The following is a 25,832-nucleotide window of genomic DNA, read 5'->3' as shown; positions in this document are numbered from 1 at the left end:
TAACCGTGATCACATACACCTGTTAATTATACCTGATCCGACAGCCTGCCTTGATTTTTGTCAACCCGGCAGTTCGTCTTATCACGACATAGGAAACACGAAGGTCATCTCGGGATCAAGCGTTATAGCGACAGATTTCTGATTTAATGTCGAAAAACGCCGCGGCACGCGGGCATGGATATGACCGCCGGAATGAAGGGTAAGGTGCATCAGATTGACCTCGCCAAGGGCGCGCACGGCATCAACATTGGCCAGAATGTCATGACCGTTGACCGCATCACCGATATGAAGCCCTTCGGGCCGGATCAGCACATCAACATCCGTACCATCCGCAAGGCCGACATCATCAAGCACCCCGACCGGGGTTTTCACACTGCCATTGGCAACAACGGACGGAAAATGGTTCACTTCACCAAAGAAGGACGCGACAAACCGGCTTTCAGGACGGAAATAAAGGGTTTCCGGCGTTCCGTCCTGCATAATTTGACCTTCATTCATGATGATGATGCGGTCCGCCATATACATGGCTTCCTGCGGATCATGGGTGACCATCACCGTCGCAATGCCGGCATTTTTCAAAACGTGCAGTGTGGTATCGCGCAAGTCAGCACGACGCGCGACATCGAGTCCGGAAAACGGTTCATCAAGCAACATGATGCGCGGTGTGGGTGCCAACGCCCGCGCCAGCGCAATGCGTTGCTGTTGACCACCTGACAATTCATGCGGGAAGGTATGTTCGTAGTCGGACATACCGACCTGATCAAGCGCCCTTTTGACAGCAGTCGACCGATCCTGTTCGGAAAAATGACGCAAACCAAAGGCGATGTTTTTCGCAACATTCAAATGGGGAAACAGCGCGTAATCCTGAAAGACCATACCAACCCCGCGCTTTTCGGGTTCGACATATTCACCGGGGCGTGCAACCACCTGATCACTGACCGAAATCTCGCCGACCTGTAATTTTTCAAGTCCGGCGGCAAGTCGAAGTGCGGTCGTTTTCCCACAGCCCGACGGTCCCAGCAGACAGACTAATTCCCCAGGGGCGACATCGAAACTGATATCCCGCAATACCCGGTTTTTCCCGAACATGTGCGAGACGTTCGACATCTTAAGGCCGTCGGTCATTCAAATTCTCTTCTTGTTGCAGTGGCCATGCATCCAAAGATGCAAATGATTGGCGAAATCTTTCTGAAATTTAAGGTCCCCGCCCGCAGGATGCAAGCAGATGGATCAATTCCGATCATCATCCGGCGAATCAACATCATCAGCAGCAGGTGACTTGGTGGCTGAACGTTCCGCATCATCAAGCAGGTTGGGATTGTCGGAATAAATCGTTTCATCAAGATCTTCGAGGTTGCGCGTCGTAAGCGCCTCCTCGACGACCGCATCGGTCACTTCGCCATCATCGACCAGTTCTGGCAATACATCGTCATCAGAGCTTGCACCGTAACGTCCCATACCCGGACGGCTGTCAAGCAACCCGGCAGCCTTGAGATCGGCAAGGCCCGGCAGATCATCGCGACTTTCCAGACCAAAATGATCAAGAAAATCATCAGTTGTCGCCCACAGAACCGGACGGCCCGGCACGCGTTTACGCCCCCGCGGACGGATCCAGCGCGCTTCAAGCAAGATATCAAGCGTGCCCTTGGACAAGGCGACGCCACGAATTTCTTCGATTTCCGAACGGGTTACCGGCTCGTGATAGGCGATGATCGCCAGCGTCTCGAGCGTCGCGCGCGTCATTTTTTTGGCTTTTTCGACTTCAATATGAAGGTCACCGGCAAGATCGACGGCGGTTCTGAATGCCCATTTTTCGCCGATACGATTAAGGTTAATCCCCCGCGCAGCATAGGTTTCCGACAAGGTCGCCAGAATGGCCGATACGTCCGTGCCTTCTGGCAGTCGGGCGGCAATCACGCGTTCGCTGACCGGGTCGGCTGATGCAAACAGGACGGCCTCGACAATACGGACATGTTGGAAATCAATGTCGGGTGCTGTTTCCACGCCCTGGATTTCAAGCTGTGCGTCATTGCTCATCAAATATCCCTGCCCCTCAATCCCGAATCAAATCGTCGTCTGACGCAATTGGTCTGTCCATATCCCCGTCACGGCGCTTTTGCGGCGAGCGCAACAAAATCGGCCCGAAGACTTCTTCTTGTGAAATTTCAAGTTCGCCATCGCGGCACATTTCAAGGCTGGCGACAAAATGCGCGGCCAGTGCCGATCGCGCCTTCAAGGGCGATCCGAGGCCGCGTGGCATGAATTCAAGCAATTTGGTCCATGTCGGCACGACGCGTCGACCAAACAGATCACGCAGGCGCTGAATGGCATCATCCATCGCATAAAGGTCGAATGCCTCGATTTCGAGTGTCTTGCTTTCGGATGTCAGCATGATGCGGGCATATGACTTCAACAGATCATAAAGCGACGCGTCATAGACAGATGCCGTAGTGACCCGCACTTCTTCGGGGGCGCCGCGCGCGAAAAAGTCACGGCCAAGGTTTGGACGTTCAAGCAACTTTTCGCCCGCGGCCTTCATGGCCTCAAGCCGTTTGAGCTGGAAGGCAAGGAGCTCTGCCATTTCTTCGGCACTAAGCTCTTCGTCATCATTTTCCTGCTTGGGCAGCAGCAACCGCGATTTCAGATAGGCAAGCCAGGCCGCCATCACCAGATAGTCTGCCGCCAGTTCAAGACGCAAACCCTGTGCGGTTCTGATAAATTCAAGATATTGTTCGGCCAGCGCAAGGATCGAAATCTTGATGATGTCGACTTTCTGATCGCGTGCAAGTTCAAGCAGAACATCAAGCGGGCCTTCAAACCCATCAAGATCAAGGATCAGGCGTTCGGCAAGGCTCGGCCCGTCTTCATCGACGGGCTTCTTGTCAAACACCTCGTCCGGGATTTCCAATTCGAATTGGTCTGCCATCTGTCCCTGACTGTCCCCTGTCCTTCGCTGATACCGTATCAGGCGAAAATATTTGCCAGAAGCCGCACCAGCGCATTGGCCGGTTCAAGCACCAGCCACTGAAAAATCGGCAGGTCAACCCCAAGCTTGCTGGTCACGTATGGCAGCAAAAAGACCAAGCCGATCAAAATGATCATGCCGGTTTTTTCCATACGCGCCAAGACCCGTGCAACCGGCATCGGGGAAATCGCCGTCAGAACCCGCCCGCCATCAAGCGGCGGGATCGGCAACATATTGAAAACCGCCAAAATGCAGTTCAGCCAAATCGATTGGTTAAGCGTGGTACCAAGCCATTGATTGATTGATGGCGAAAAGTCGGGCAACCACACCAGAAGAAGGATCGAGACAATGGCAAGCAACACATTCGTTGCCGGACCGGCAACCGCCACGCCAATGATGCCAAGCCGTTGTGGGTGCAGACGATGAAATGCCACCGGAACCGGCTTGGCATAGCCAAACAGGAATGGTGCGGCCGTTATCAATAAAAGCCCCGGGATCAAAATGGTGCCGACCGGATCAATATGGCGGATCGGGTTCAGGCTAAGCCGTCCCATCCGCTGCGCGGTATCATCCCCGAACAGCTTGGCGGCAAACCCGTGTGCGGCCTCGTGCAACGTCACCGCCAGCAAAACCGGAATGACCCAGGTTGATGCCGATACAATCAATTCAACAATGTCGTTCACTTGGCTGTGTCCTCGGCCTGCCAAACCGGTGCAAGCAAGTCCGCCAACCGGACCCGCCAATCCATCACCTGTGTCGATGACGGCACGTCGGGTTTGAATGCGGCAATCTGGTTGGTAAATGTTTGCGCACGAACCAATCCCGCACCGGACAGCAGCGGTGCCATGGAAACCACTTCTTCCATCTCGGTCCGTTTGCCGTTGCAATGAAGCGCAATATCACATCCGGCATGCAGACATTCATGGGTGCGGCTGGCAATCGACCCGCCAAGGGCCTCCATTGACAAATCATCGCTGATCAACAGATTTTCAAACCCGATTTCGGTTCTGATGACATCATTGATGACCTTCGGGGAAACGGTCCCCGGTCGCTGATCGTCGATCGCTGTAAACAGCAAATGCGCCGACATGGCCGCCAACACATCTTTCATCTGTACGAACGGCGCGAAATCAAGCTGGCTTAGGGTGTCGTGCGATGCCGATACGACCGGCAGGTCCTTGTGGCTGTCAACAGCGGCCCGACCATGTCCGGGAATATGTTTAATTACGGGCGCGATTGCACCGTCAAGCAAACCTGCCGCAACCGCACTGGCCAGTGCAACCACCTTTGCAACATCTGCGCCGTAAGACCGGTCGCCGACAACGTCACTCATGCCAGGGAACCGCAAATCAAGAACCGGTGCACAGGTTGTGTTAAAGCCAGCTTCCCGCAGATCCATTGCCATCAAACGTGCATTGATATAGGCCGCCTCGCGCGCGTCTTCGGGGTTTCGATCAAAAAGTTCTCCAAACACACCAGCCGCGGGTATTTTGCGCCAATGTGGCGGCTTCAGGCGCATGACACGCCCGCCTTCCTGATCGACAAAGATCGGAATATTGCTGTTTCCAACCGTATCCCGCAATGCAGACGTCAAAGCACGGATCTGGTTGCGATCTTCGACATTGCGGGCAAACAGAATAAAGCCATAGGGATCAGCTTCACGGAAGAATCCCTTTTCCCAGTTGCTTAACTCGGTTCCGGCAACGCCCAGAATACAGGCGCGCGGTTTTTTGACTTCAAGGCCGGACAATGAGGCACCCCACATTGCGTTGTTTCAGATCACCACACAGCTTTTCTGCCGCAGCTGCATCGGCCAATGGCCCTGCCTGCAAGCGATAGAATACGCCCTTGTCACCAAGATCCGTACGCTGCACGAACATCTGAAGACTACCAAGCAAGTCTTTGTTTTTCGATGATAATCTTTTCCATTCGGCAGCCGCGCCATTTTCATCGCGCACCGAAACCAGTTGAATGCGAAAATCATTCGTCGAAACCGCGTTTGCCGATGCTGGCGTGTCGCCAGACGCTGGTTTGGCAGGTGCTGCTTTGGTTTCGCGCGCGGTTGCTGCGGCGATTGCCTTTTGCGCATCTGTCAATTCCGGCTCGGAAATTTCTGGCGCACTTACGCTTTGCTCTGCTGCGGGGGCATCATTTGTTTGCGCTGCGTCCTTGGACGCAGACACTGCGTTCCCTTCGACAGTCGGGCTATCGCCACCCTCGCCCGTCTCTGATTGCGCATTGTCGGCGACGGGGTCCTTAACGGTCTCACCGGTCGCCGGCTGGGATCGCGTGACTTCCGGTGCACGCGGCATATCGGGAAGTTCCTGCAAAACCACATTCGCATCGGGATCAACGTCATTGAGTTGATCATAAACCGTGGTGTTGCGATGTGGCACTTCCATCCCCCCGGGATCATCGGGGCGGATTTTGATCGGCGACGGATCCGGCAAAAGGATTGGCAATTTGCCATCATCCTGGATCGGCTGCCCTTGGTGATAGAACCAGTACCCGGCACCGCCAAGCCCGCCTGCCACCACAGCCAGACCGAAGAACACGGTAATCGCCCCTTTTAGCATGCTTTTGCGCGCTGGCTTTTCAGCCCGATAGTGGGGTGCGCGTTCTGCATGGAGGCCACGGCCGTGTTCTTCGTTCATATCTTACATCTCCTCGACAGGCTTAACGCCAAGCACCTCAAGACCCGATGCGATCACGGTCGCAACCGCACGGATCATTGCAAGACGTGCCAGAGTCGCTGCCAGATCATCCGCAACGATGAAGCGCAGCGCCGTATTGTCACGTCCCTTGTTCCACAATGCATGGAATTCTGCTGCAATTTCTGTCAGGAAAAAGGCAATTCGATGCGGCTCGTGCGCGACGGCAGCCTGTTCAACAATACGCGGCCATTCCGCCATACGACGGACCAGAAGTTTTTCTTCGTCACTGGAAAGCTGGCTCAGATCCGCATTGATCAAGGATTCCGGCGAGAAGTCCTGATCCGGGAATGCTTCGGCAGCCTGACGGAACACCGAATTCACCCGCGCGTGGGCATATTGCACATAGAATACCGGGTTGTCTTTTGACTGCTCGGTCACCTTGGCAAAGTCGAATTCAAGTGCGGCATCGTTTTTACGGGTCAGCATGATGAACCGTACGACATCCTTGCCAACGCGTTCGACAACGTCACGCAGGGTGACAAACGTGCCGGCACGTTTTGACATTTTTACCGGCTCGCCGTTATCAAACAGACTGACCAACTGACACAGTTTGACATCAAGGTCGCCCTCGCCACCGGTGATCGCCTTGGTTGCCGCCTTCATGCGTTTGACATAGCCACCGTGATCGGCACCGAAAATGTCGATCATCAGGTTGAAGCCGCGCTCATACTTGTCAAAGTGATAGGCAATGTCAGATGCAAAATAGGTCCAGCTGCCATCCGACTTTTTAAGCGGACGGTCAACATCATCCCCAAAATCGGTCGCGCGGAACAATGTCTGCGGACGCGGTTCCCAATCGTCGGGTTTCTTGCCTTTCGGCGGTTCAAGAACACCGACATAGATGTCGCCTTTTTTCTCAAGATGTTCGAAAGCCGCCTGAACCTTGCCGGCTTTAACCAACCCATCCTCGGATGTGAACACGTCATGAGAAACGCCAAGAAGACGCAGGTCTTCCTTGATCAGGGCCATCATTTCGACGATGGCAAAAGCGCGGAATTCCTCAAGCCATTCTTCTTCGGGTGCATTTACCCACTTGTCGCCATCACGCTTTGCCATTTTCTGGCCCGGCTCGACCAGGTAGTCGCCCGGATACAGGCCTTGCGGGATTTCGCCGATATCTTCGCCAAGCGCCTCGCGATAACGCAGATGCAGGGAGCGGGCAAGAACGTCAACCTGTGCGCCAGCATCGTTGGTGTAATATTCCTTGGTGACTGCATAGCCGGCCTTGGCCAGCAGGTTTGCCAGAACGTCACCCACAACAGCGCCACGGCAATGACCGACATGCATCGGCCCGGTCGGGTTTGCCGAAACATATTCGACATTGATCTTTTCGCCTTTGCCCAGGTCACTCTGACCATACGCTGTCCCGAGCTCGAGCACCTTGGAAACCTGTGACAACCAAAAGCGGTCCGCCATTCGCAGGTTGATAAAGCCCGGCCCGGCGATTTCGACATTTTCGATGTGGTCGATCTCGCGCAATTTTTCAGCAAGCTTTTCAGCAAGATCGCGCGGTTTCATACCAGCGGCCTTTGACAGCAACATGGCGGCATTGGTGGCCGCATCCCCATGAGACGCATCGCGCGGCGGTTCCACCGTCACACGAGAAGTGTCGCTTCCGGCGGGAAGAACACCATCTTTTTCAAGGGCGAGAATCTGGTTCTCGATGTCGCTTTTCAACAGGCTGAAAACATTCATGACTTTGAACTTTGCATTTTCTGGTTTTGACCCAGTGGGCCTTTTGACTGGCGCCTGTTTTGAGCCATTTCGCCCCAAAACGCAAGTCACCCTTGATTAGAGTGATTACAGGTTTTGACATTTCAGCCATGCGCGCTAAATAGTGACTTAAATACTGCGATCTGACCGTGCTATTATAACGCCATAAGATCGGAACTATTCCTGCCCGTCTGCGGGCAGGTCTAAGACCAAGGAGTGTTGAATGACCGAAGCTTCACGGCAAGTTCAAATGACTGAAAGTGCTGCGAAACGTATTCAGGAACTGATCGCATCGGAAGGTGCGGCAAACACCATGCTGCGCTTGCAGGTTTCTGGCGGCGGTTGCAGTGGTTTTCAGTATGAGTTCTCGCTGGACTCTGACACCACGGACGAAGACTGCATCTTCGAAAATTACGGTGCAAAAATGGTAATTGACGAAGTATCGCTTGATCTTCTGGGCGGTGCTGAAATCGATTTCGTCCGTGAAATGGTCGGGTCAGCTTTCCGTGTGAACAACCCGAACGCCACATCGTCTTGCGGCTGCGGATCAAGTTTCTCGATTTGATTCAACCGCGATTGAATTTACCCCTTAGACGGGGCCCGCTTCATGCAGGCCCCGTTTTTTATTTCGATGACAGAAAATGTCAGAAATTTTCAAAGTATTGTAATTGCAATTACTTTGGCTTCTCGACTACAAACTTTCCGCCACCATACATACACGCTATGATTTTAATGAGTAGTCAAAATGCAATCTTGGAAACCCGCTGTTGCAGTTGCAACTGCAATTATTTCGTTGTCATCACACGCTTATGCGGAATCAAGCCTGCTCGGCTCATCCATTCTGCAAAAACCCGACAACTCTTCACTATTTTTCGGTTCGGTTGGAGCCACCAGCAAGTTTTACAACGCCCCAAATTATCACGGTAACTATTCCAATCTGTCTGCCGGACAGAGCAGCCCGACATCAGATTCCCAGTATTACATAGACTATGACGAGATGATGATTTTAACCGGCCCACAAATCGAGGCTGGATTTTATCTGCCCGAAAACGGACTTACCGATATTATCGGTCAAAATCCGCGTGCCATGATCAAGGGACATTATCTCAGCGGAGATGATTCTGAAACCGTATTTGGCAAGACCTTTGCGTCGGGCAACACAGGCCAATCTGCGGTCAATGGCACAAATGCCGTCAATCAGAACTTCGCAGACCGTATCCACAACACATTTATAGATATTGATCAGAAAGACAGATCCTTCGAGATCATCGTTGCGGCGGATCGCATTTTGTCGGAAAGCCTTACGATTACGCCGCTGCTGGCTATCGGATACGAAAATGCTTCCTCTGAAGTCGATACACGGGAATTCATTCCTGTGCGAAACGATCTGGTTACCCAGAATTTTGATTTTGATACTGACGGCTTCAAAACACGCATAGGCAGTGCCGTTAACTACACGGCAACATCCTGGCTTGACCTTGGACTTTCCGGTTTTGTCGGGGCAAGCTATCGCAAGGCCAAACTGAACGCCTCTGATTGCGGCGATGGTTTCTCGACCGACCTGTTCGGTGTCTGTGACGGCTCAGGCTGGAGAACCTCTGTATCGGATTCAGACCATACGATTGCCCTGCTTAGCGGCATAGCCTTGGGCGTAACGGCTCATACCGGTTCGATGGCCTTAAACTTTAATATCGGGGCTGAATACGATTCCAGCGTTGCCAGCTACTGGACACCAAGCGGCGCAGACGGAGGCACGGCACGAGTCAACTTTGAAGACCAGATCAGCGGTTATGCGTCTGTCATGGGGACTATTCGGTTCTAGGAATTGTCGCCAAAGGTTGACATAGTTTGGACCAAATGCTTCAAGGCTCCCGGTTAACGGGGCCTTGAAGGTTCAGAAAAAACAACTGAGGCACGCATGAAAATCGCCACATGGAATGTCAATTCAATCAAGGCTCGCTTGCCCAATATCATCGAGTGGTTGCAAGACGCCAAACCCGACATTGTTCTGTTGCAGGAAACCAAGACAGTTGATGAAGCCTTTCCGGCGATGGAGATCGAAGATCTTGGTTACAACATCGCGATCCATGGCCAAAAGACCTATAACGGGGTTGCCATTCTGTCGAAATATCCGATCGAGGATGTCGAACGCGGTCTTCCGGGCAATGATGATGACGAACAGGCGCGCTATATCGAAGCCACTGTTTGTGCGCCCCGCCCTGTTCGGGTGGCATCCATTTATGTCCCGATGGGAACCGCAGTCGGGGATGAGAAATTTGATTACAAGCTCAACTTCCTCGATCGACTGATCAAGCGGTTTGAAAAAATCCGCGCCAGTGGCGAAGCCGCCGTCATGGGAGGCGACTACAATATCGCACCGGATGATGCCGACGTTTACGATCCGATCAAATTGCGCGAAACCGTCCTTTGCACCACTGTTGAACGCAAACGACTGCGCACGATGATGAATATGGGCTTTACCGACGCTTTCCGGACATTCAACCCGAAAGGACACCAGTATAGCTGGTGGGACTACCGTGCGGGTGCCTGGAACAAGGATAATGGTCTTCGCATTGACCACCTGTTGCTGACCCCGGCTGCCGCTGATCGCCTGAGCGCGTCTGATATTGACCGCGACCCGCGCGGCAAGGAAAAGGCATCCGACCACACCCCGGTCTGGTGCATGATTGATGACTGATCGCGGGGAATATACCCCCGAAAAATCAAAGGGCAGCGTACTTCACGCTGCCCTTTTTGTATCTGGCTCTAAGCCCGAAACGGGTTTCTTGTGCAGTTTATTCTGCGGCCTGCTGCATCGCGGTGCGGTATGCAACAATGTCTTCGATACTGATCACAACCAGGTCATGGGACCGGGCATATTCGATCAGCTCAGGAAGACGCGCCATGGTGCCGTCCGGATTGGTGACTTCGCAAAGAACGCCGGCCGGCTTCAAACCTGCCAGGCGCATCAGATCGACCGTTCCCTCGGTATGGCCGCGCCGTTCTAGAACACCACCGGCACGCGCACGCAGCGGGAAAACATGCCCCGGACGCGCAAGATCAGACGGCTTTGCATCATCGGCAATGGCGGTCTTGACCGTGGTCACGCGATCGGCCGCCGACACACCGGTGGTGACCCCGACTTTGGCTTCGATGGTAACGGTAAAGCCCGTTCCCATGCTTGATGTATTGGTCGCGACCATCGGTGGCAGATCAAGCGCCGTTGCCTTTTCATCGGTCAGGCACAGGCAAACAATGCCGCTGCAATCGCGAATAAGCATCGCCATCTGTTCATTGGTCAGATTTTCTGCGGAAAAGATAAGATCGCCTTCATTTTCGCGATCTTCATCATCGACAACCAGAACGCCCTTGCCTTCACGCAAATCAGCAAGCGCACGTTCCATGCGTTCATGCGGATCGCCAAAGATCGAAAGACCTGATTGTGGTTCAATACTCTGATTCATAACCGTCCTCTACGGATGGGGCTTACGAACCAGGGCAACAAAGAAAGGCCCGCTTTATGACAAATCGCCACATCGCGGTCGCAGGCAGACGCCAAAACAGTCACGCAAATGCGTTCTTGCCCTGTACGTCACGCTTTATCCTCTCCCATCCGGACTATTACCGTCGGCCCCGGAATTTCACCGGATCTGCTGACCCCGAAGATCGTGTGATCGTCGGGCGCTCGCGGGCTTCCCAGAAATCTGGATTACCGCCGGTCGGGATTTACACCCTGCCCTGAGAATAAGCGCCGTGTTTTAACGACATAGCCAATCATGATTGATCAGCTGCGGGCACTTTATGAAAGCACCACGCGGTTGTCAAACATCTAAAAAGCGATGGAAATCTTTGATTTAAACCTCGGCAAGCCGTTTTCCGCTTCGGAAATGGAAGTTGCAGCCATTCTTGCGCGCTTCGCGTGGCGCCCACTGACATACCGCACAACGTTTGTCGGTTGACCGCCGTTTTGATTTGCATTCCCGGTGCAAATAGGATCCCAGCATCGCATCAATGTAGCTGCCCTGGAACACTTCAACGCCAAGACTTCGTCCCATGCGCAAGGCCGTCCGGCTGTCACATCGTGTCAGAACAAGACTTCTTTCGACAAACAGGCTCGCAAATTCACGCAGACGTTCGGCGACTTCTGTACGCCGTGATCCGATGATGTTCTGATCCCAGATCACCTTGATGAAATCGACATTCATCTTGCGCGGTGACAGAAACTCCAACGCAGGCAATGTGATCCGATCCAGTCCGACCTCGATCCCCGACGAATGCAGGAATTCACAGGCATCTTCAAATTCCCACCAGTTGGCAATGGCGTTTTCCATCGAAAATTCGATCGCCATGTTTTTGATCAGCTTGCCATCGTCATGATTGACGAATTCGGCAAAAGTGTCGCTCAAAACAGTTTGCACCCGCATGTTAAGATGCAGCTTGTCGGGCAGGATCGACGGCGCGATCGTCCGCGTCACTTCCATTACTTTTTCATCGAGTACCCGCGACAGGATTTCAAGTTCGCCCGGCCCTTCAAGCAAAAAGCTGGCAAGGTGGTGTTGGCGTAAATAATCAAGCGAACAATAGATTTCATGACCAAGGATCTGCCGACGGGTGTCATCGAAACTCAGGATCGCTTGACGCCGGCAGGAGTCAAACACGGCTTCTGTAGTGATCGCGCCGCGCAGCATTTCTGACATATCGAAACGCGCCCAGCCATCCCCCATCAGCCGTTCTGATAACGGAATACCAAGCAATTGGCCAAGTCGTTCGTCATCTTCGGGCCAACGAAAACGGCTCCACAGATTTTTGGGAATCGTGCCAAGGCCTTGTCGTTCGATCACTTCTTCAAGTGTTTCGCGGACATGCTCGACAAAACTGGAATCGTCTTCTGTCCATTTCGTGCCGCGCACACAGGCCACCATCCCGTTTTCAAGACGGTGGATCTGTGTATTTTCCGGCAAGTGGTGAAAAGCATCACGGCTGATTGCCTGATAATCTTCGGCCCCAAGACGCAAGTCTGGCGGGATGTTCAGAACACCCAAATGCGGCGTTTTACCATTGGCCGCGTTTTTGCGCAGTCCTTCGATAAACCGGTTAAGTGTCAGTGCGGGTTTTGTGGTTTGGGCGGTCATAGGCAATCCTGTAACAGGTCATTGCCCATGATCATGCAGATGCAGGGTTAATTTACCCTAAAGAACTATACTTTCGCATAGCGATGTTTCCACCGTTTGAGCAAGTTCTGCAAAGAATGTCATTGCCGGTACACCGATCACAAGACCGTCCACCATATCAACAACCCGCAATCCCTGAAGGGCATTCGCTGTAAAAATAGCATCGAATTCTTTGAGCATATCGGGTGTTTTGGCTTCAAATTCAACGTCTCGGCCGGTTTCTTCGGCCCATTCCAAAATGAAATCACGCGCCAGCCCGCACAGAATTCCGGTATCTTCATCCGGTGTCCAAAGAGTTTCACCCTTGATCCCGAAAATATTGGCAATCGTTGTTTCGGCAACATTGCCGTCCGAAGACAAAATCAGGGCATCGTCACCGCCATATGATTGCGCTTCCTGTTTGGCTGCAATGTTATCAAGGTAATTGATGCTTTTGATCCCGCCCGCAACCGAATGTGCGTTCCGACGTACTTTCTGGGATGTAAACAGCTTCATCCCGACCGCCGGTTCGACGGGTTCAAACGGTGAAACGGTAATCAGGATGGTCGGATCCGGATCGGCCGGCGGCAAAAGCCCCCGTTCCCCGGAACCGCGCGACACCGTCAGGCGCACGACCGCATCCTTGCGATGAATCTGTTCAAACAGGGTGGAAACCACATTTGCCACTTCATCGGTTGCCGGCAACAGATCAACCGGAAACTCGATTTGTTCGGCGTGATAGTCCAAACGCTCCATATGGGCATCGATCCAGGCGATCTTGCCTTCGTGGGCACGCATGGTTTCAAAAAAACCGTCACCCAGCAAAAATCCGCGATCCGTTACCGGGATAGATGCCTCGTCAAGGTCACGAAAGCTCCCGTTCATCCATACCTGCATCACGCCGTCCCTTCTGTTTTTGTGCCTTATGAAGAAGCCCGCTTCAGGAAGTTTGCCAACAAATCATGTCCTTGCTCGGTCAATACGGCTTCCGGATGGAACTGTACACCAAACAACGGAAAATCTTTATGTGCAAACGCCATGATTTCACCTTCGGGGCCACGGGCCAGTTCAATCAGACTTCCATCTTCAGGCAATTCAACGATTAAGGAGTGATAACGCGTTACTTGCAAAGGATTCTTTAATCCCGAAAACAATTCCGTACCACTGTGATGGATTTCAGATGTCATTCCGTGCACGGGGCGCTTGGCACGTTTGACCTTGCCGCCAAAAACCTGGGCGATTGACTGGTGCCCAAGACAGACGCCCAACATCGGATATTCCGATTTCAGGGTATCAATCAGTGTCAGGCTGTTGCCTGCTTCATCCGGGCCACATGGTCCGGGCGAAAAGATGATGGCGTCGGGATGCAGTTTGCGGACCTGGTTTGGACCAATTTCATCGTTACGGACCACAATGACATTGTGACCGAGTTCCTCGATATAGCGGGCCAGATTGAAAACAAATGAATCGTAATTATCAATCAGAAGGATCATGACACGACATCCTGCCCATCGATCCCGAACAGCTCGAACATCTTGGTCGCCTTGACCAGTGTTTCTTCATATTCAAGCGCCGGATCACTATCAGCAACAATGCCGCCGCCAACATTGAATGCCATGCGCCCGCCATTCACACATAGCGAACGAATGGCGATATTTGTATCCATGCTGCCATCAAACCCGATAAATCCGATCGCACCGCAATAGGCCCCGCGCGTTGTCTGTTCCAGTTCGGTGATAATTTCCATTGCCCGGATTTTCGGGGCACCCGTGATCGATCCGCCCGGGAAACTTGCCTTCAAAAGGTCCACTGCTGTTTTGCCGTCACGCAATTCACCGGTGACCGTCGAAACAAGGTGATGCACGTTCGCATAACTTTCCAAGGCACAGATTGCTGGCGTATGAACGGAATGCGGTTTGCAGACCTTTGACAGATCGTTTCGCAAAAGGTCAACGATCATAATGTTTTCTGCGCGGTCCTTTGGGGATCGCATTAATTGCTGTGCAAGTTCCGCATCGCTGAGCGGAGTTTCTCCGCGTGGCCGCGTTCCCTTGATAGGTTTGGTTTCAACCTGCCCTTCGGCTACTTTAAGGAACCGTTCCGGCGAGTTCGACAGAACTGCAAATTCACCAAAATTCAAAAAGGCCCCAAATGGCGCGGAACTGATATCGCGCAGCCGCCGATAAAGCCCGAACCGTTCAGGGACCGCATCGCGCGGATATTCCGCCCGGATGCTTTGCGACAGGTTTGCCTGGAAAATGTCGCCAGCAAAGATGTAATCAATGACCTTTTGCACACTGGTTTCAAACCCTGTGCGGTCAAAATTTGACGTCCATTTCCGGATCGCTGGCGCATGCGGAACACCCGGGCTTTCATGCAGCGGTCTGGCAAGACGCAAATATTTGCGCAGCAACCCCATGCGTTCTTCTGCACGTTGCGCGCGTGCCGCCCCGATACGTTCCGGAATACCCGTTGAAATCAGCCACATCTTGCGATCTTCCTGATCAAAGGCAATCACAAGATCATAGATGCCGATCGCCATATCAGGCATGCCCAGCCAGTCATCGGCGGCCTTGGGGAGGATTTCGGTCTGATGGGCCAGCTCATATCCGAAATATCCGACGGCACCACCCTGAAACGGTGGCAAATCATCACGTCTGGTTTGCGGATAACGCGCCAGAAGGTCCCCCAGCACATCAAACGGATTTCCGGGAAACGGAAACCCGTCCAGGGTGACCTGACCATTTTTCGCCGTCAGCTTATGAAGCGGCGACACAACGATATAGGAAAAGCGATCCCGATCAGCAGAATCAAGGAAATGACTGTCCGCATAAGGCGCAAACGCACCATAAGCATCGACAGGCTCAATATAGGGGCATTCTTCAATCAGCATTCAAAACGCATTCGTTCGGGAAATACGATCAATGTCCGGCAAATGGTCGGGCATCAATTCCGGCACGCGGCAGGGAATGGAAATTTACGCGATTCGCATCCCGTCCGGTGAAAAATTTGCGTCACTTTCGATTAAACAGCGGTCCCAAATGAAAAAGGCCAACCGCTGTGGCTGGCCTTTGACATTCAACAAAATCGCATGATTACATCGAAGCAATCCGGTCATAGGCCTCTGTCAGTTTTGCCAGAGTATCGCGGGCTTCCTCAAGTTTGGCCTTTTCGGTCGCAACGATATGTTCAGGCGCGCGGCTGACGAATTTCTCGTTCGACAGTTTGCCTTCCTGTGCCTTGATGTACTTCGTTTTGTCCTGCATTTCCTTTTCGAGACGCGATTTTTCCGCCGCGACATCGATAAAGTCAGCAACCGAAACGAAGACCGCAACACCGTCGACAACGGTCTGAATTGCGCCTTTGGCGATGACTTGGACATCGCCCTGCCCCTTAAAGGCAATATCGGCGACACGTGCCAGACGTTTGACCTGTGCTTCCTGTGCGGTGACTGCCGCTTTCATCGCGTCGGTCGCATCAACAAGATAGATCGGCACTTCTGCCGCCGGCGGAACATTCATTTCAGAACGAACACCACGAATGTTGCCAATCAGACGAATTGCAAGATCAACCTCGGCTTCGGCCGCGCGATCAATCAAGGATTCATCGAATTGCGGATAGCTTTCCGAAATCAGCATCTTGCTGCGGTTCTCGGAAATCTTTTCCCAAAGTTCCTCGGTGATATAGGGCATTACCGGATGCAAGATCAGAAGGATCTGATCAAGAACCCATGCAGTAACGGCACGGATTTCTGCTTTGGCTTCCTCGTCCTGTCCCATCAGAACCGGCTTTGCCAGTTCCAGATACCAGTCACAGAATGAACCCCAAACGAACTGGTAGGCGCTGCTTGCCGCATCGTTGAAGCGATAGGTCTCAATCCCCGTCCCGACAGCCTTGGCGGCCTCGACGGTTTTTCCGACAATCCAGCGCGCAAGGGTGGATTTGACCGATGCCGGGTCAAAGCCTTCGACCGGCTTGCATTCGTTCATTTCCGCAAAGCGCGCCGCGTTCCATAGCTTGGTCGCGAAGTTGCGATACCCTTCAACGCGTGATGCCGCAAGCTTGATGTCACGGCCCTGTGCCGCAAGCGCGGTCAGGGTAAAGCGCAGCGCATCACAACCATACTCGTCGATGATTTCCAGCGGGTCGATCACATTGCCCTTGGATTTTGACATCTTCTGCCCGTTTTCATCACGGACCAGCGCATGGATATAAATATCCTTGAACGGGATTTTACCGTCCATGAAATGCATGCCCATCATGATCATGCGGGCAACCCAGAAGAAGATGATGTCAAACCCGGTAACCAGAACATCACCCGGATAGTATTTGCCAAGTTCCGGGGTCTTTTCCGGCCATCCAAGGGTCGAAAACGGCCACAAGGCAGATGAGAACCACGTATCAAGAACGTCGGTTTCCTGCGTCAGTTCGACATCCTTACCGTAATGTGCTTTGGCTGCGGCAATTGCTTCTTCTTCGGTTTCCTCGACGAAAATCTCGCCATCCGGACCGAACCAGGCCGGGATGCGATGCCCCCACCAAAGCTGACGGGAAATGCACCATGGCTGGATGTTGCGCATCCACTCGAAATAGGTGTTTTCCCAGTTTTTCGGAACAAAGCGGATCCGACCGTCTTCGACCGCCTCGGTCGCCGGTTTTGCCAGCACTTCGGCATTCACGAACCACTGATCGGTCAGATACGGCTCGATCACAACGTTGGAACGATCACCATAGGGAACCATGTGAACGGTATCTTCGATTTTCTCAAGAAGACCCAGTTCATCCATCTTGGCCACGATCTGCTTGCGGGCTTCGAACCGGTCAAGACCACGGTATTCTTCCGGCGCATTGTCATTGATGCGCGCATGGTCATCCATGATATTGATCTGATCAAGACCACCACGTTTACCGACTTCAAAGTCATTGAAATCGTGCGCCGGGGTGATTTTCACCGCACCCGACCCTTTTTCCGGATCTGCATATTCATCGGCCACGATTTTGATGCGACGTCCGACGATCGGCAGAATGCAATACTGCCCGATCAGGTCCTTGTAACGCTCATCATCAGGATGAACTGCTACACCGGTATCGCCAAGCATGGTTTCCGGGCGTGTGGTGGCAACGGTGATGAATTCGCCGTCGCGGCCTTCGATCGGATATTTGAAGTGCCAGTAATGGCCTTTGACCTCTTTCTGCACAACTTCAAGATCCGAAATTGCGGTTAGCAGTTTCGGGTCCCAGTTGACCAGACGTTTGTCACGGTAAATCAGACCTTGCTTGTGCAGGGTAACGAACACCTTACGGACCGCTGCCGAAAGGCCTTCGTCCATGGTGAACCGTTCTCGGTCCCAATCGGGGGATGCGCCGAGACGACGCAACTGATTGGTAATTGTCCCGCCTGATTTTTCTTTCCACTCCCACACCTTTTCCACGAATTTTTCGCGGCCAAGGTCATGGCGCGTGACATTCTGTTCACCCAACTGGCGTTCAACGACCATCTGTGTCGCGATGCCGGCATGGTCGGTGCCGGGCTGCCAAAGGGTATCCTTGCCATTCATCCGGTTGTATCGGATCAGAATATCCTGAAGCGTGAAAGTAAGCGCATGCCCCATATGGAGGCTGCCGGTCACGTTGGGCGGCGGCATCATGATGACATAGGGATTGGCGCTTGACGCCGTATCGCAGGCAAAGGCCCCCGATTTTTCCCATTTATCGTAAAGTCTGCCTTCCACTTCGGCCGGGCTGTAGGTCTTCTCCAACATGGTCTTTTGATCCGCTGCGGGTTTAATCAATCATACAAAGAAAAAGCGGCGCACCCCGGGCGCGCCGCTTCAAATCAACTATCGGCTCGCCTACAGGTCTTCGGCGCGGTTCACAATCCGCTCGATTTCCTTCTTCACAAGGCGTTCGATCATATAGGGCAGGTTTTCGTCAAGCCATTCCTTAAGCAACGGACGCAACATATCACGTACCAGATCTTCAAGGGTGGCATGTCCTGCATTGATGCCAAGCGCAACTGCGCGTTTCTTTGCAACAGCTTGCGCCAGTTCCGAGATGGTGCCGGTCGCCGAAGATTCCGTCATGTTCGAAATCAGCGGTTCGTCATCATCATCGTCATAAAGTGCCGGCATCGCCGGTTCAGGCTCGGGTTCCGGTTCCGGCTCGTCGAATTCGTCTTCTAACGGTTCCGGGTCATCCTCAAGCGGAGTCTCATCGAAATCGAGCATGTCATCAAGTTCGAGCTCTTCTTCAGGCTCGTCGAGTTCAAGCTCTTCCGGTTCATCGTCGAACTCAAGTTCTTCGGGTTCATCGTCAAGAACGAGTTCGTCAATTTCTTCTTCCGGTTCCGGCTCGGGTTCTGGCTCGGGCTCAGGTTCCGGCTCGGGTTCTGGCGTCGGTTCGGGTTCAGGAGCGGCTTCCTGTTTTTCTTCGTCCCCCTCATCAGCAAGAATCTTGCGGATGGACTGGAGGATATCCTCCATTGAAGGTTCTTGTTGCCCGTCACTCATAATTAAAATTCCGCACTAGTGTCATTTAACCAGACCGATCCGAAAGCGCGCTCAGGACAGGATGACGACCACCCTGCCCTGAACATTCAAAAGGTCAGTCTGTTCCCCACCACTGGTCCTTGACTTTATTGTAGTTGGACTCAGTGTCGTAAACTTCGACCGGCAGGCCGAGGACCTGCGCATTAAGCGCGCCCATTGCGGCCTTGACCTGGAATTCGGCGACTGCCGCATCACGGCGCGACCCGACAAGATCGACACGTGCCTGCAACAGTTCCTGTTCCTGATCAAGGACATCAAGAACAGTACGCGAACCGACAGATGCTTCACGCTGAACACCGTCCAGGGCGACTTCCGCCGAAGATACCTGCGCCTGCTGGGACTCAATGCTTGCACGTGCCGTCACAAGGGTTTCCCAGGCACTGGTTGCATTTTCAATCACAGCACGGCGTGCTTCATCAACCTGGATCCGCGCCTGACCTGCGGTCTGCTTGGCAGCACGAACGCCAGAGAAAACAGCGCCCTTCTGATAAAGCGGCACGGATACCGATGCGATGATATCGGCGCTATCGGCAGTGAAATCTTCGGTCGACCCTTCATGGGCACGTTCGACACCTGCCGACAGGTTTACTTCCGGATAAAGCGACCCTTCATTCAGACGTATGTCCGACTGGGCTGCTTCTTCGGTATAAAGTGCCTGCAATACGTCCGGATGCTGACCCTGTGCGATCGACAGAACATCGGCCACACTGGTCGGAAGACCTGCAAGCGGGTTCGGAATCTCAAGATCGGTCGGCGGATTGCCGACCAGTCGCTCATACTGTGCACGCGTATTGGCAAGTGCACCCTGGGCTGAAATCAGATCGGCCTTCGCACCGGCAAGGCGCGCCTCGGCCTGCGAGACGTCCGTACGGGTTACTTCACCAACAGCAAAACGGTCGCGGGTTGCTTCAAGCTGACGCTCAAGCACGCGAACGTTGTTCTGGTTCAGTTCCACAACGGCCGTGTCACGCAGAACGTTGAAATAGGCTGTCGCGACCTGCAACATCACATCCTGTTCGGTAGAACGAAGTGCCGCACGCGCTGCCTTGATACGGGCTTCTGCGCGTTCGGTCTGGGCCGTCGTACGACCACCACGATACAGCGGCTGGGTAACGTTCAGACCAACAGTATAGGGTGTCAGACTGTTTTCCGTTTCCGATCCGTTGACTTCGGTATTGTATTCACGGAAACCGGCATCACCAGAAAGCGTAACACTCGGACGCCAGTTTGACAGCGCTGCCGAAATTTCTTCGTCAGTCGAACGCAAAGACGCACGACCCGCTTCGAGTGTCGGGTTGCTCTGATATGCCTTGATGAGAGCGTCCTCAAGACTTTCTGCAGATGCGCCACCAGCGACCAATCCGCCGGTCGCCAGAATACTGCAGGTCAGCAAGAACCGTTTTATCATTTATCTACCCTTGTAAAATCCTACACCAAGTCCCGACCCCGGCGCAGTTTCACGTATGGTAACGACGGAAACAAAATTTTCCAAGAAAAGAGGCATTTGGAACCCAAAAAAGTATTCGCCCCGTTTTCCGGTCGTTACGGCAATCAATCGTAGCGTGTCATATCCGGCGCAACTTCAAGCGCCCAGACATCTATACCGCCAGTAACATTAAAAACATCTTTAAATCCATATTCTTCAAGGAAAATTCCCGCATGGCGACTGCGCACCCCATGGTGGCAGATGATCGCAATTGGTTTATCATCTGGCAATTCCGCCCGTCTCCCCGGCAATTCCGACAAGGGAATATGCAAGGAGTCCCCGATCATACAGATTTCGACTTCCCAGTCTTCACGCACATCCAGAAGTATAATCGGCTTCTTCTGATCGAGCTGTTCCGCCAAATCGCGGCATGAAAGTTCCTGAACCATGAAACCCTGATCAGTTGGATATGTTCGATATGCGTAAAAAAGAAATGCCCGGCATGAACCGGGCAATTTCAAGAATCAAAATACAAAGCTTTCCGCCGGTTCAAAGCCCGGAAGATACGGAATGTTTGCATCGAACAGATCACGATGACCGATAACGCCGTTTTCGCGCTCATACAGACGTGCGACACCGACCTTGCCTGCTTCGCGGACAACCGCCAGAAGACGACCACCTTCTGCAACCTGGTCAAGAATGCCTGTCGGCACTTCGCTAACAGCACCATCGAAAATGATCACGTTATACGGCGCCTGCTTGGCGTAGCCTGCGGCAAGATCACCTTCGACGACGATTACGTTGTCATAGTTGACCTTCTGGAACGCGGCTTCGGCTGCTGCGGACATTTCCTTGTTGCTTTCAACGGCAACCACGGTTTCTGCGACGCGCGAAATCAGTGCGCTGCCATATCCGAAACCTGCCCCGATCACGAGGGCCACATCCGTTTCCGCGATTTGTGCGCTCTGCATCAAACGGGCAATGACCATCGGCTCCATGGCAAAGCGACCATCGCCAACCGGGATATCTTCATCAACATATGCAATGCCGCGTTTGCCTTCAGGCAGGAACAGTTCGCGCGGAACTTCCTCCATCGCAGCGATGACCAGCGGATCGGTAACCTTGTTGGTCCGAACCTGATTTTCCACCATGTTATGGCGCGCGATTTGGTAATCCATGATTATCTGACCTGAAAATTCTCGCGAGAAAGAAACCGCAACAATCCTTTTTGTCCCCAAAGACGGTTGCGGTAATTGCCCTGTTTATAGTCAGCACATAAGCACCTGACAACATCGGATCAATGTGTGACTTGGATTTTAACGCATTGACCGCGCTAAATGATTGACCATTTCCACCCGTCATCCACCCGCAGTTCGGTCAAATGCAAAAATCCGGCGCAATTTTAAACCAGCATTTTGCCCGTTCAAAACCTGGCAAAAGTGCAAGCGTCACCTTGTTATTTGATGCATCTCAAACATTTACACGGCATTTTTACAGTACGAATTACGCGAAAATATGCGCAACCGTTACTTGAAAAGCAAAGATCGCACGTAAACATATGCCAAAGTGGGACAAGGATAACCTCAAAGCGCCACTTCGCCGATGAGCTGCCCCTGCCCTCTGATCAAGTGCAACCCGATTTCCAGTCGGACATGACCCAACTGAACTTACTTGTGACATCCAGGGGAATACAATGCGTGACAATGGACCGGTAACCAACCGCGAAGTTCTGATGAAGGACAAGGATATCCTTGTCTCAAAAACCGATTCCGGCGGGAAAATTACCTTTACCAACAAGTCCTTCGTCGAGATCAGCGGCTTTACCGAGGAAGAACTGCTTGGCTCCCCCCATAATATTGTCCGTCATAGCGACATGCCCAAAGAGGCTTTTGCAAATCTGTGGCAGACGATCAAGGCCGGCTTGCCCTGGCAGGGACTTGTCAAAAACCGGGCAAAGAACGGCGACCATTACTGGGTGCGCGCCAATGTCACGCCAACGGTCGAAAACGGAAAAATCGCAGGTTTTATCTCTATCCGGACAAAGCCGACGGATGAAGAAAAGAAAACAGCCGAACGCGTCTATACCAATATGCGGGCCGGAAAGGCCAAGGATGTCTCGCTTGAATATGGCGAGATCACCCACAAGGCAAAAACACCGGGCTTTATGTCAAGCATCCGGGGCAGCCTGACTGCGGCATTCGCGACAATGATCCTGCTGATGATGTTGCTTAGCGGGTATGGCTTGTACGCCGAATATCAGACCGAAAAGAATCTGGAAAACCTGTATGAAAACCGGGTCAAACCGTTGCGTTTGCTCAAACAGATTTCATCAGACTATTCCATGTCAGTGATTGATGCGTCTCACAAGGTCCGCGCCGGCAGCATGGACTGGCAGCAAGCCATTGAAAGCATCGACACAGCCAAAGCGCGAATCAACGAAAACCTTGAGACCTATGTAAAGCGTGAGCTGGGCCCGCGTGAGGCCCCGGTTGTGCAAGAAATCCAGAAACTTCTCCCCGCTGCCAACGGGGTGATGGATCGCCTGCGTCAGGCTATGGTCGCCAAGGACATGGCCGCACTTGATGCACTGGTCACCGACGAGCTTTATCAAAATCTTGATCCGGTGATGCAACAGGTCATTACCCTGACGGTTGTTCAGAACGAAGTCGCAAGTCAACGTATCGCCAGTGCCGAAGGCGCCTTCCTGAAGGCCGTGATCTTCGAAATTGCCATTTTCATTGCTGCGGTTGCCTTGACCATTGCCTATGGCGTCTGGATGACGCGTCGCCTGACGCAACCGCTTAAACAGATGGAAACCCATTTCAACGCGATTGAAGCCAACGACACCAGCTATGTCATCAACATGCCAAAGGTGACGGACTTCAAACCGGCGATTCAACAGCTTCGTGGCCTTCATGCAAGGCTCTGCTATGCGAAACTCGAACGTGAAGAAAACGAAGCAAAGGCGAATTCCCAACGTGTTGGCGCCCTGCGCGGGTTGGCGGAAACGGTCGAACAGGAACTTCAGAAAGTCGTTCAGTCTATCATTGACCAGACGCATCGCCTGAATTCGGCAGCCGGTGAGATGGCCGGATCCTCCGAACGCGTTTCCGAAAACTCGGAAAGTGTGGCCGCAGCCGCACACGAGGCTCTGGCCAACGCCGAAACCGTGTCGGGCGCATCCGAGGAACTGGCCGCATCGATCCGCGAAATCACCCGTCAGATCGAAGAAGCCACGACACTGACCGCCGAAGCCAACCAGGCCGGTGAAAGTGCTGAACACACGGTTAATTCGCTTCAGGACAGTGTCAGCAAGATTGGCGAGGTCGCCGAACTTATCAGCGATATCGCAGCCCAGACCAACCTGCTGGCTTTGAACGCGACGATCGAAGCCGCACGTGCCGGTGACGCAGGCAAAGGCTTTGCCGTGGTTGCACAGGAAGTCAAAAACCTTGCAAACCAGACATCCAAATCGACCGAGGAAATCTCGCGCCAGCTTGGTGAAATCCAGAATGTCACCAGCTCTGTCGTCTCGACAGTTCAGCAAATGACAGCAAGCATCCGCCGCGTGGACGAAGTTGCATCCAACGTTGCCGTCAATGTCCGCCAGCAGGATGACGCAACCCAGGAAATTGCCCGAAACGTCGTTCAGACTGCCGAGGCCTCAAACGAGGTGACCGAAAAAATCGGTCATGTCGCATCCGAGGCACAAGACAACCTCGAACGTGCAGCACAGATGAACAAAATCGCCGAGGAAGTCGACGAAAGCATCGCCGAACTCCGCGCCAGCCTTGTTCGAATCGTTCGTACAGCCACCCCGGAAGTCAACCGTCGCAAAGATCCGCGATATGATGTCCAGTTGGCTGTCACGGTCAAAATCGGCGGCAAATCGGTCCGCGGACAGACCATCGACCTTTCGGTCGGCGGGGTGAAAGTATCGCTCGCAGAACCGATCCCGGAAGGTGCAAGCGGTGAAATCATGATCGAAGGTCCGAATGCGACCTTGCCGTTCAAGGTCGAACACGTCCTTGATACGATTGCCAACCTTGATTTTGCTCCCAGCAAGATCCGCGAAGAAAAAATCGCCCCGTGGATTGAACGCAAATTTGGCAAGAAGACCGCCGAATAACGTGCCCTTTCAAGGTATGTCGCCTACGAATATCGAACCGCCCGGGATCATTTCTCGGGCGGTTCGTCTACTTTCAGGCGGATAATCAAGCCGCTGTTTAAAAAATGTAAAATTGGGTGCTTGACGGGTCGTATTCTATGAGGCTATACACCGCTCCAGCCAACGCGAAGGCGCGATGGCGGAGTGGTTACGCAGAGGACTGCAAATCCTTGCACGCCGGTTCGATTCCGGCTCGCGCCTCCACTGATCCGGCATAGCTCAGTTGGTAGAGCAAATGACTGTTAATCATTGGGTCGCAGGTTCGAGTCCTGCTGCCGGAGCCATAAACCCCTGGAACTCTGTTCCGGGGGTTTTTGCTTTGTACCCTTCCCGATCTTCCTGCACCGTGGCACCTGCCAATTGCGACCGTCGGTCACCCAGCGCCTTTTGACTATCCATGGATGATGGATGCGGTTTCCTGTTCCGTATTGATGTGAAATTCCACATATTCAGCCACCGCCTTTTGTGACCGCGCACCAACCTTTTTGCGATTAACTTCGCATGGTGGTTAACCCACAGTCGCACAACGGCATTCCAATGCCAAAAAGACGAAATTTTGGTCTTTTTTTCGTAAAAAAGGTCTTGCGGCGTTCGGGCCGTTTGATTATACACCCTCCACGCGCTTCGGACGGAGCGCAACGCCTGATCCGGCATAGCTCAGTTGGTAGAGCAAATGACTGTTAATCATTGGGTCGCAGGTTCGAGTCCTGCTGCCGGAGCCAATTAAAAAGGGACCGAACATTATGTTCGGTCCCTTTTGTTTTTGATACGTCGCAGATTGAGGCACCGCATCATGAAAACCGTCAAAATTGAATTGCGCGAAGTAAAGCTGGCCACTCTTTCCGGCGAAACACGCGGCTGGCTGATCACCGGTGAAAATGAAGTCATTCACGGCATGGTGCACCCGATTGACGGCGATCTTTTCACCATTTCATCGACCACGGACCCCCGCATTCAGGCATTTGGCTGGTGCCCGATGTTCGATAGCCTGGCCCATGTCCAGAATGATCTGGAAATTGCGCTGGCAATGACATCGGCTGGCGAAGTCGAACAATGGATCGAAGATTCCGAACGCTATGACGATGACGATCACCACGGTCATCTTCATTAATATCAGGCCCCGTCCGGCGCCGATTTGCCGTAATTGA

The 25,832-nt window shown here is 53.0% G+C and carries 22 protein-coding genes, 3 tRNA genes and 1 riboswitch; of the genes, 8 read left to right on the top strand and 17 right to left on the bottom strand.

From position 1 onward, the window contains the following. Positions 1-81: 81 nt before the first annotated feature. The 7 genes from WA429_RS12170 to argS all read right to left on the bottom strand — a co-directional run bounded on the left by WA429_RS12170 (position 82) and on the right by argS (position 7,374). Positions 82-1,125 carry an ABC transporter ATP-binding protein gene (locus WA429_RS12170; protein ID WP_287465091.1) on the bottom strand — a complete coding sequence of 348 codons (1,044 nt, stop codon included), beginning with the start codon at positions 1,123-1,125 and terminating at the stop codon, positions 82-84. Positions 1,126-1,230: 105 nt separating this feature from the next. Beyond that, on the bottom strand, positions 1,231-2,037 hold the full coding sequence (gene scpB / locus WA429_RS12165; protein WP_287465092.1) for an SMC-Scp complex subunit ScpB: 807 nt from the start codon (positions 2,035-2,037) through the stop codon (positions 1,231-1,233). Between the two features lie 16 nt (positions 2,038-2,053). Further along, on the bottom strand, positions 2,054-2,926 hold the full coding sequence (locus tag WA429_RS12160; RefSeq protein ID WP_068519126.1) for a segregation and condensation protein A: 873 nt from the start codon (positions 2,924-2,926) through the stop codon (positions 2,054-2,056). A gap of 38 nt (positions 2,927-2,964) precedes the next feature. Then, the gene (locus tag WA429_RS12155) at positions 2,965-3,648 is read right to left on the bottom strand and encodes a site-2 protease family protein (protein ID WP_068519127.1); all 684 of its coding nucleotides are present in this window, start codon (positions 3,646-3,648) and stop codon (positions 2,965-2,967) included. After that, entirely contained in the window at positions 3,645-4,730 is a 1,086-nt protein-coding gene (nagZ, locus tag WA429_RS12150; protein WP_114113226.1) for a beta-N-acetylhexosaminidase, read from the bottom strand. Before nagZ ends, WA429_RS12155 begins: the two co-directional genes overlap by 4 nt. Next, a complete protein-coding gene (locus WA429_RS12145; protein WP_287465093.1) occupies positions 4,702-5,619 on the bottom strand; it encodes an SPOR domain-containing protein in 918 nt (305 codons plus the stop codon). The genes nagZ and WA429_RS12145 overlap by 29 nt, the downstream gene beginning before the upstream one ends. 3 nt (positions 5,620-5,622) lie before the next feature. After that, on the bottom strand, positions 5,623-7,374 hold the full coding sequence (argS, locus tag WA429_RS12140) for an arginine--tRNA ligase (protein ID WP_287465094.1): 1,752 nt from the start codon (positions 7,372-7,374) through the stop codon (positions 5,623-5,625). Positions 7,375-7,615: 241 nt separating this feature from the next. Here argS and erpA point away from each other — a divergent pair, with 241 nt between their 5' ends. The 3 genes from erpA to xth all read left to right on the top strand — a co-directional run bounded on the left by erpA (position 7,616) and on the right by xth (position 10,090). Continuing rightward, positions 7,616-7,957, top strand: coding sequence for an iron-sulfur cluster insertion protein ErpA (gene erpA / locus WA429_RS12135; RefSeq protein ID WP_068519131.1), 342 nt, complete (start codon positions 7,616-7,618; stop codon positions 7,955-7,957). A 180-nt stretch (positions 7,958-8,137) separates the two neighbouring features. Then, on the top strand, positions 8,138-9,214 hold the full coding sequence (locus WA429_RS12130) for a hypothetical protein (protein ID WP_287465095.1): 1,077 nt from the start codon (positions 8,138-8,140) through the stop codon (positions 9,212-9,214). A 96-nt stretch (positions 9,215-9,310) separates the two neighbouring features. Then, the gene (gene xth, locus WA429_RS12125) at positions 9,311-10,090 is read left to right on the top strand and encodes an exodeoxyribonuclease III (RefSeq protein WP_114113222.1); all 780 of its coding nucleotides are present in this window, start codon (positions 9,311-9,313) and stop codon (positions 10,088-10,090) included. A 97-nt stretch (positions 10,091-10,187) separates the two neighbouring features. Here the strand turns inward: xth and ribB are convergent, their stop codons facing one another. The 10 genes from ribB to WA429_RS12075 all read right to left on the bottom strand — a co-directional run bounded on the left by ribB (position 10,188) and on the right by WA429_RS12075 (position 21,694). Further along, positions 10,188-10,856: a 3,4-dihydroxy-2-butanone-4-phosphate synthase gene (gene ribB, locus WA429_RS12120; RefSeq protein ID WP_068519133.1), complete on the bottom strand. Its 669-nt coding sequence runs from the start codon at positions 10,854-10,856 to the stop codon at positions 10,188-10,190. 133 nt (positions 10,857-10,989) lie between these two features. Then, a riboswitch (FMN riboswitch) is annotated at positions 10,990-11,142 on the bottom strand. Between the two features lie 104 nt (positions 11,143-11,246). Beyond that, entirely contained in the window at positions 11,247-12,524 is a 1,278-nt protein-coding gene (locus WA429_RS12115) for an EAL domain-containing protein (RefSeq protein ID WP_250283474.1), read from the bottom strand. Between the two features lie 57 nt (positions 12,525-12,581). After that, the gene (locus WA429_RS12110; protein ID WP_287465098.1) at positions 12,582-13,427 is read right to left on the bottom strand and encodes an aminotransferase class IV; all 846 of its coding nucleotides are present in this window, start codon (positions 13,425-13,427) and stop codon (positions 12,582-12,584) included. Positions 13,428-13,465: 38 nt separating this feature from the next. After that, complete coding sequence (locus tag WA429_RS12105) at positions 13,466-14,035, bottom strand: anthranilate synthase component II (protein WP_068519136.1); 570 nt, start codon at positions 14,033-14,035, stop codon at positions 13,466-13,468. Further along, positions 14,032-15,435, bottom strand: coding sequence for an aminodeoxychorismate synthase component I (pabB, locus tag WA429_RS12100; RefSeq protein ID WP_250283472.1), 1,404 nt, complete (start codon positions 15,433-15,435; stop codon positions 14,032-14,034). Before pabB ends, WA429_RS12105 begins: the two co-directional genes overlap by 4 nt. A 202-nt stretch (positions 15,436-15,637) precedes the next feature. Further along, positions 15,638-18,304, bottom strand: coding sequence for a valine--tRNA ligase (locus WA429_RS12095; protein ID WP_287465100.1), 2,667 nt, complete (start codon positions 18,302-18,304; stop codon positions 15,638-15,640). 90 nt (positions 18,305-18,394) lie between these two features. Beyond that, the gene (locus tag WA429_RS12090; protein ID WP_068519139.1) at positions 18,395-19,024 is read right to left on the bottom strand and encodes a DUF2497 domain-containing protein; all 630 of its coding nucleotides are present in this window, start codon (positions 19,022-19,024) and stop codon (positions 18,395-18,397) included. Between the two features lie 121 nt (positions 19,025-19,145). Further along, positions 19,146-20,498, bottom strand: a complete 1,353-nt coding sequence (locus WA429_RS12085) for a TolC family outer membrane protein (RefSeq protein ID WP_287465102.1) — start codon at positions 20,496-20,498, stop codon at positions 19,146-19,148. A 143-nt stretch (positions 20,499-20,641) separates the two neighbouring features. After that, the gene (locus WA429_RS12080) at positions 20,642-20,965 is read right to left on the bottom strand and encodes a rhodanese-like domain-containing protein (protein WP_287465104.1); all 324 of its coding nucleotides are present in this window, start codon (positions 20,963-20,965) and stop codon (positions 20,642-20,644) included. A 75-nt stretch (positions 20,966-21,040) separates the two neighbouring features. Then, positions 21,041-21,694 (bottom strand): protein-L-isoaspartate O-methyltransferase family protein, encoded by a 654-nt coding sequence (locus WA429_RS12075; protein WP_206927556.1) that lies wholly within the window; start codon positions 21,692-21,694, stop codon positions 21,041-21,043. Positions 21,695-22,209: 515 nt separating this feature from the next. On the opposite strand from WA429_RS12075, the gene WA429_RS12070 reads away from it, so the two are divergent. The 5 genes from WA429_RS12070 (at position 22,210) to WA429_RS12050 (ending at position 25,795) form a co-directional block, all read left to right on the top strand. After that, positions 22,210-24,645 carry a methyl-accepting chemotaxis protein gene (locus WA429_RS12070; RefSeq protein WP_101246165.1) on the top strand — a complete coding sequence of 812 codons (2,436 nt, stop codon included), beginning with the start codon at positions 22,210-22,212 and terminating at the stop codon, positions 24,643-24,645. 169 nt (positions 24,646-24,814) lie between these two features. Beyond that, positions 24,815-24,888: transfer RNA gene (locus WA429_RS12065), tRNA-Cys, on the top strand. A gap of 4 nt (positions 24,889-24,892) precedes the next feature. After that, positions 24,893-24,968 (top strand) — tRNA-Asn (locus WA429_RS12060). 362 nt (positions 24,969-25,330) lie between these two features. Beyond that, positions 25,331-25,406: transfer RNA gene (locus tag WA429_RS12055), tRNA-Asn, on the top strand. Positions 25,407-25,477: 71 nt separating this feature from the next. After that, positions 25,478-25,795, top strand: a complete 318-nt coding sequence (locus WA429_RS12050) for a hypothetical protein (RefSeq protein ID WP_068519144.1) — start codon at positions 25,478-25,480, stop codon at positions 25,793-25,795. The last annotated feature ends 37 nt before the right edge of the window (positions 25,796-25,832 follow it).

The sequence above is a fragment of the Thalassospira sp. CH_XMU1420-2 genome, assembly GCF_037029325.1.
Lineage (GTDB): Bacteria > Pseudomonadota > Alphaproteobacteria > Rhodospirillales > Thalassospiraceae > Thalassospira > Thalassospira povalilytica.
The sequence above is the reverse complement of the archived record's forward strand: the minus strand, read 5'-3'. Positions and strand labels throughout refer to the sequence as shown.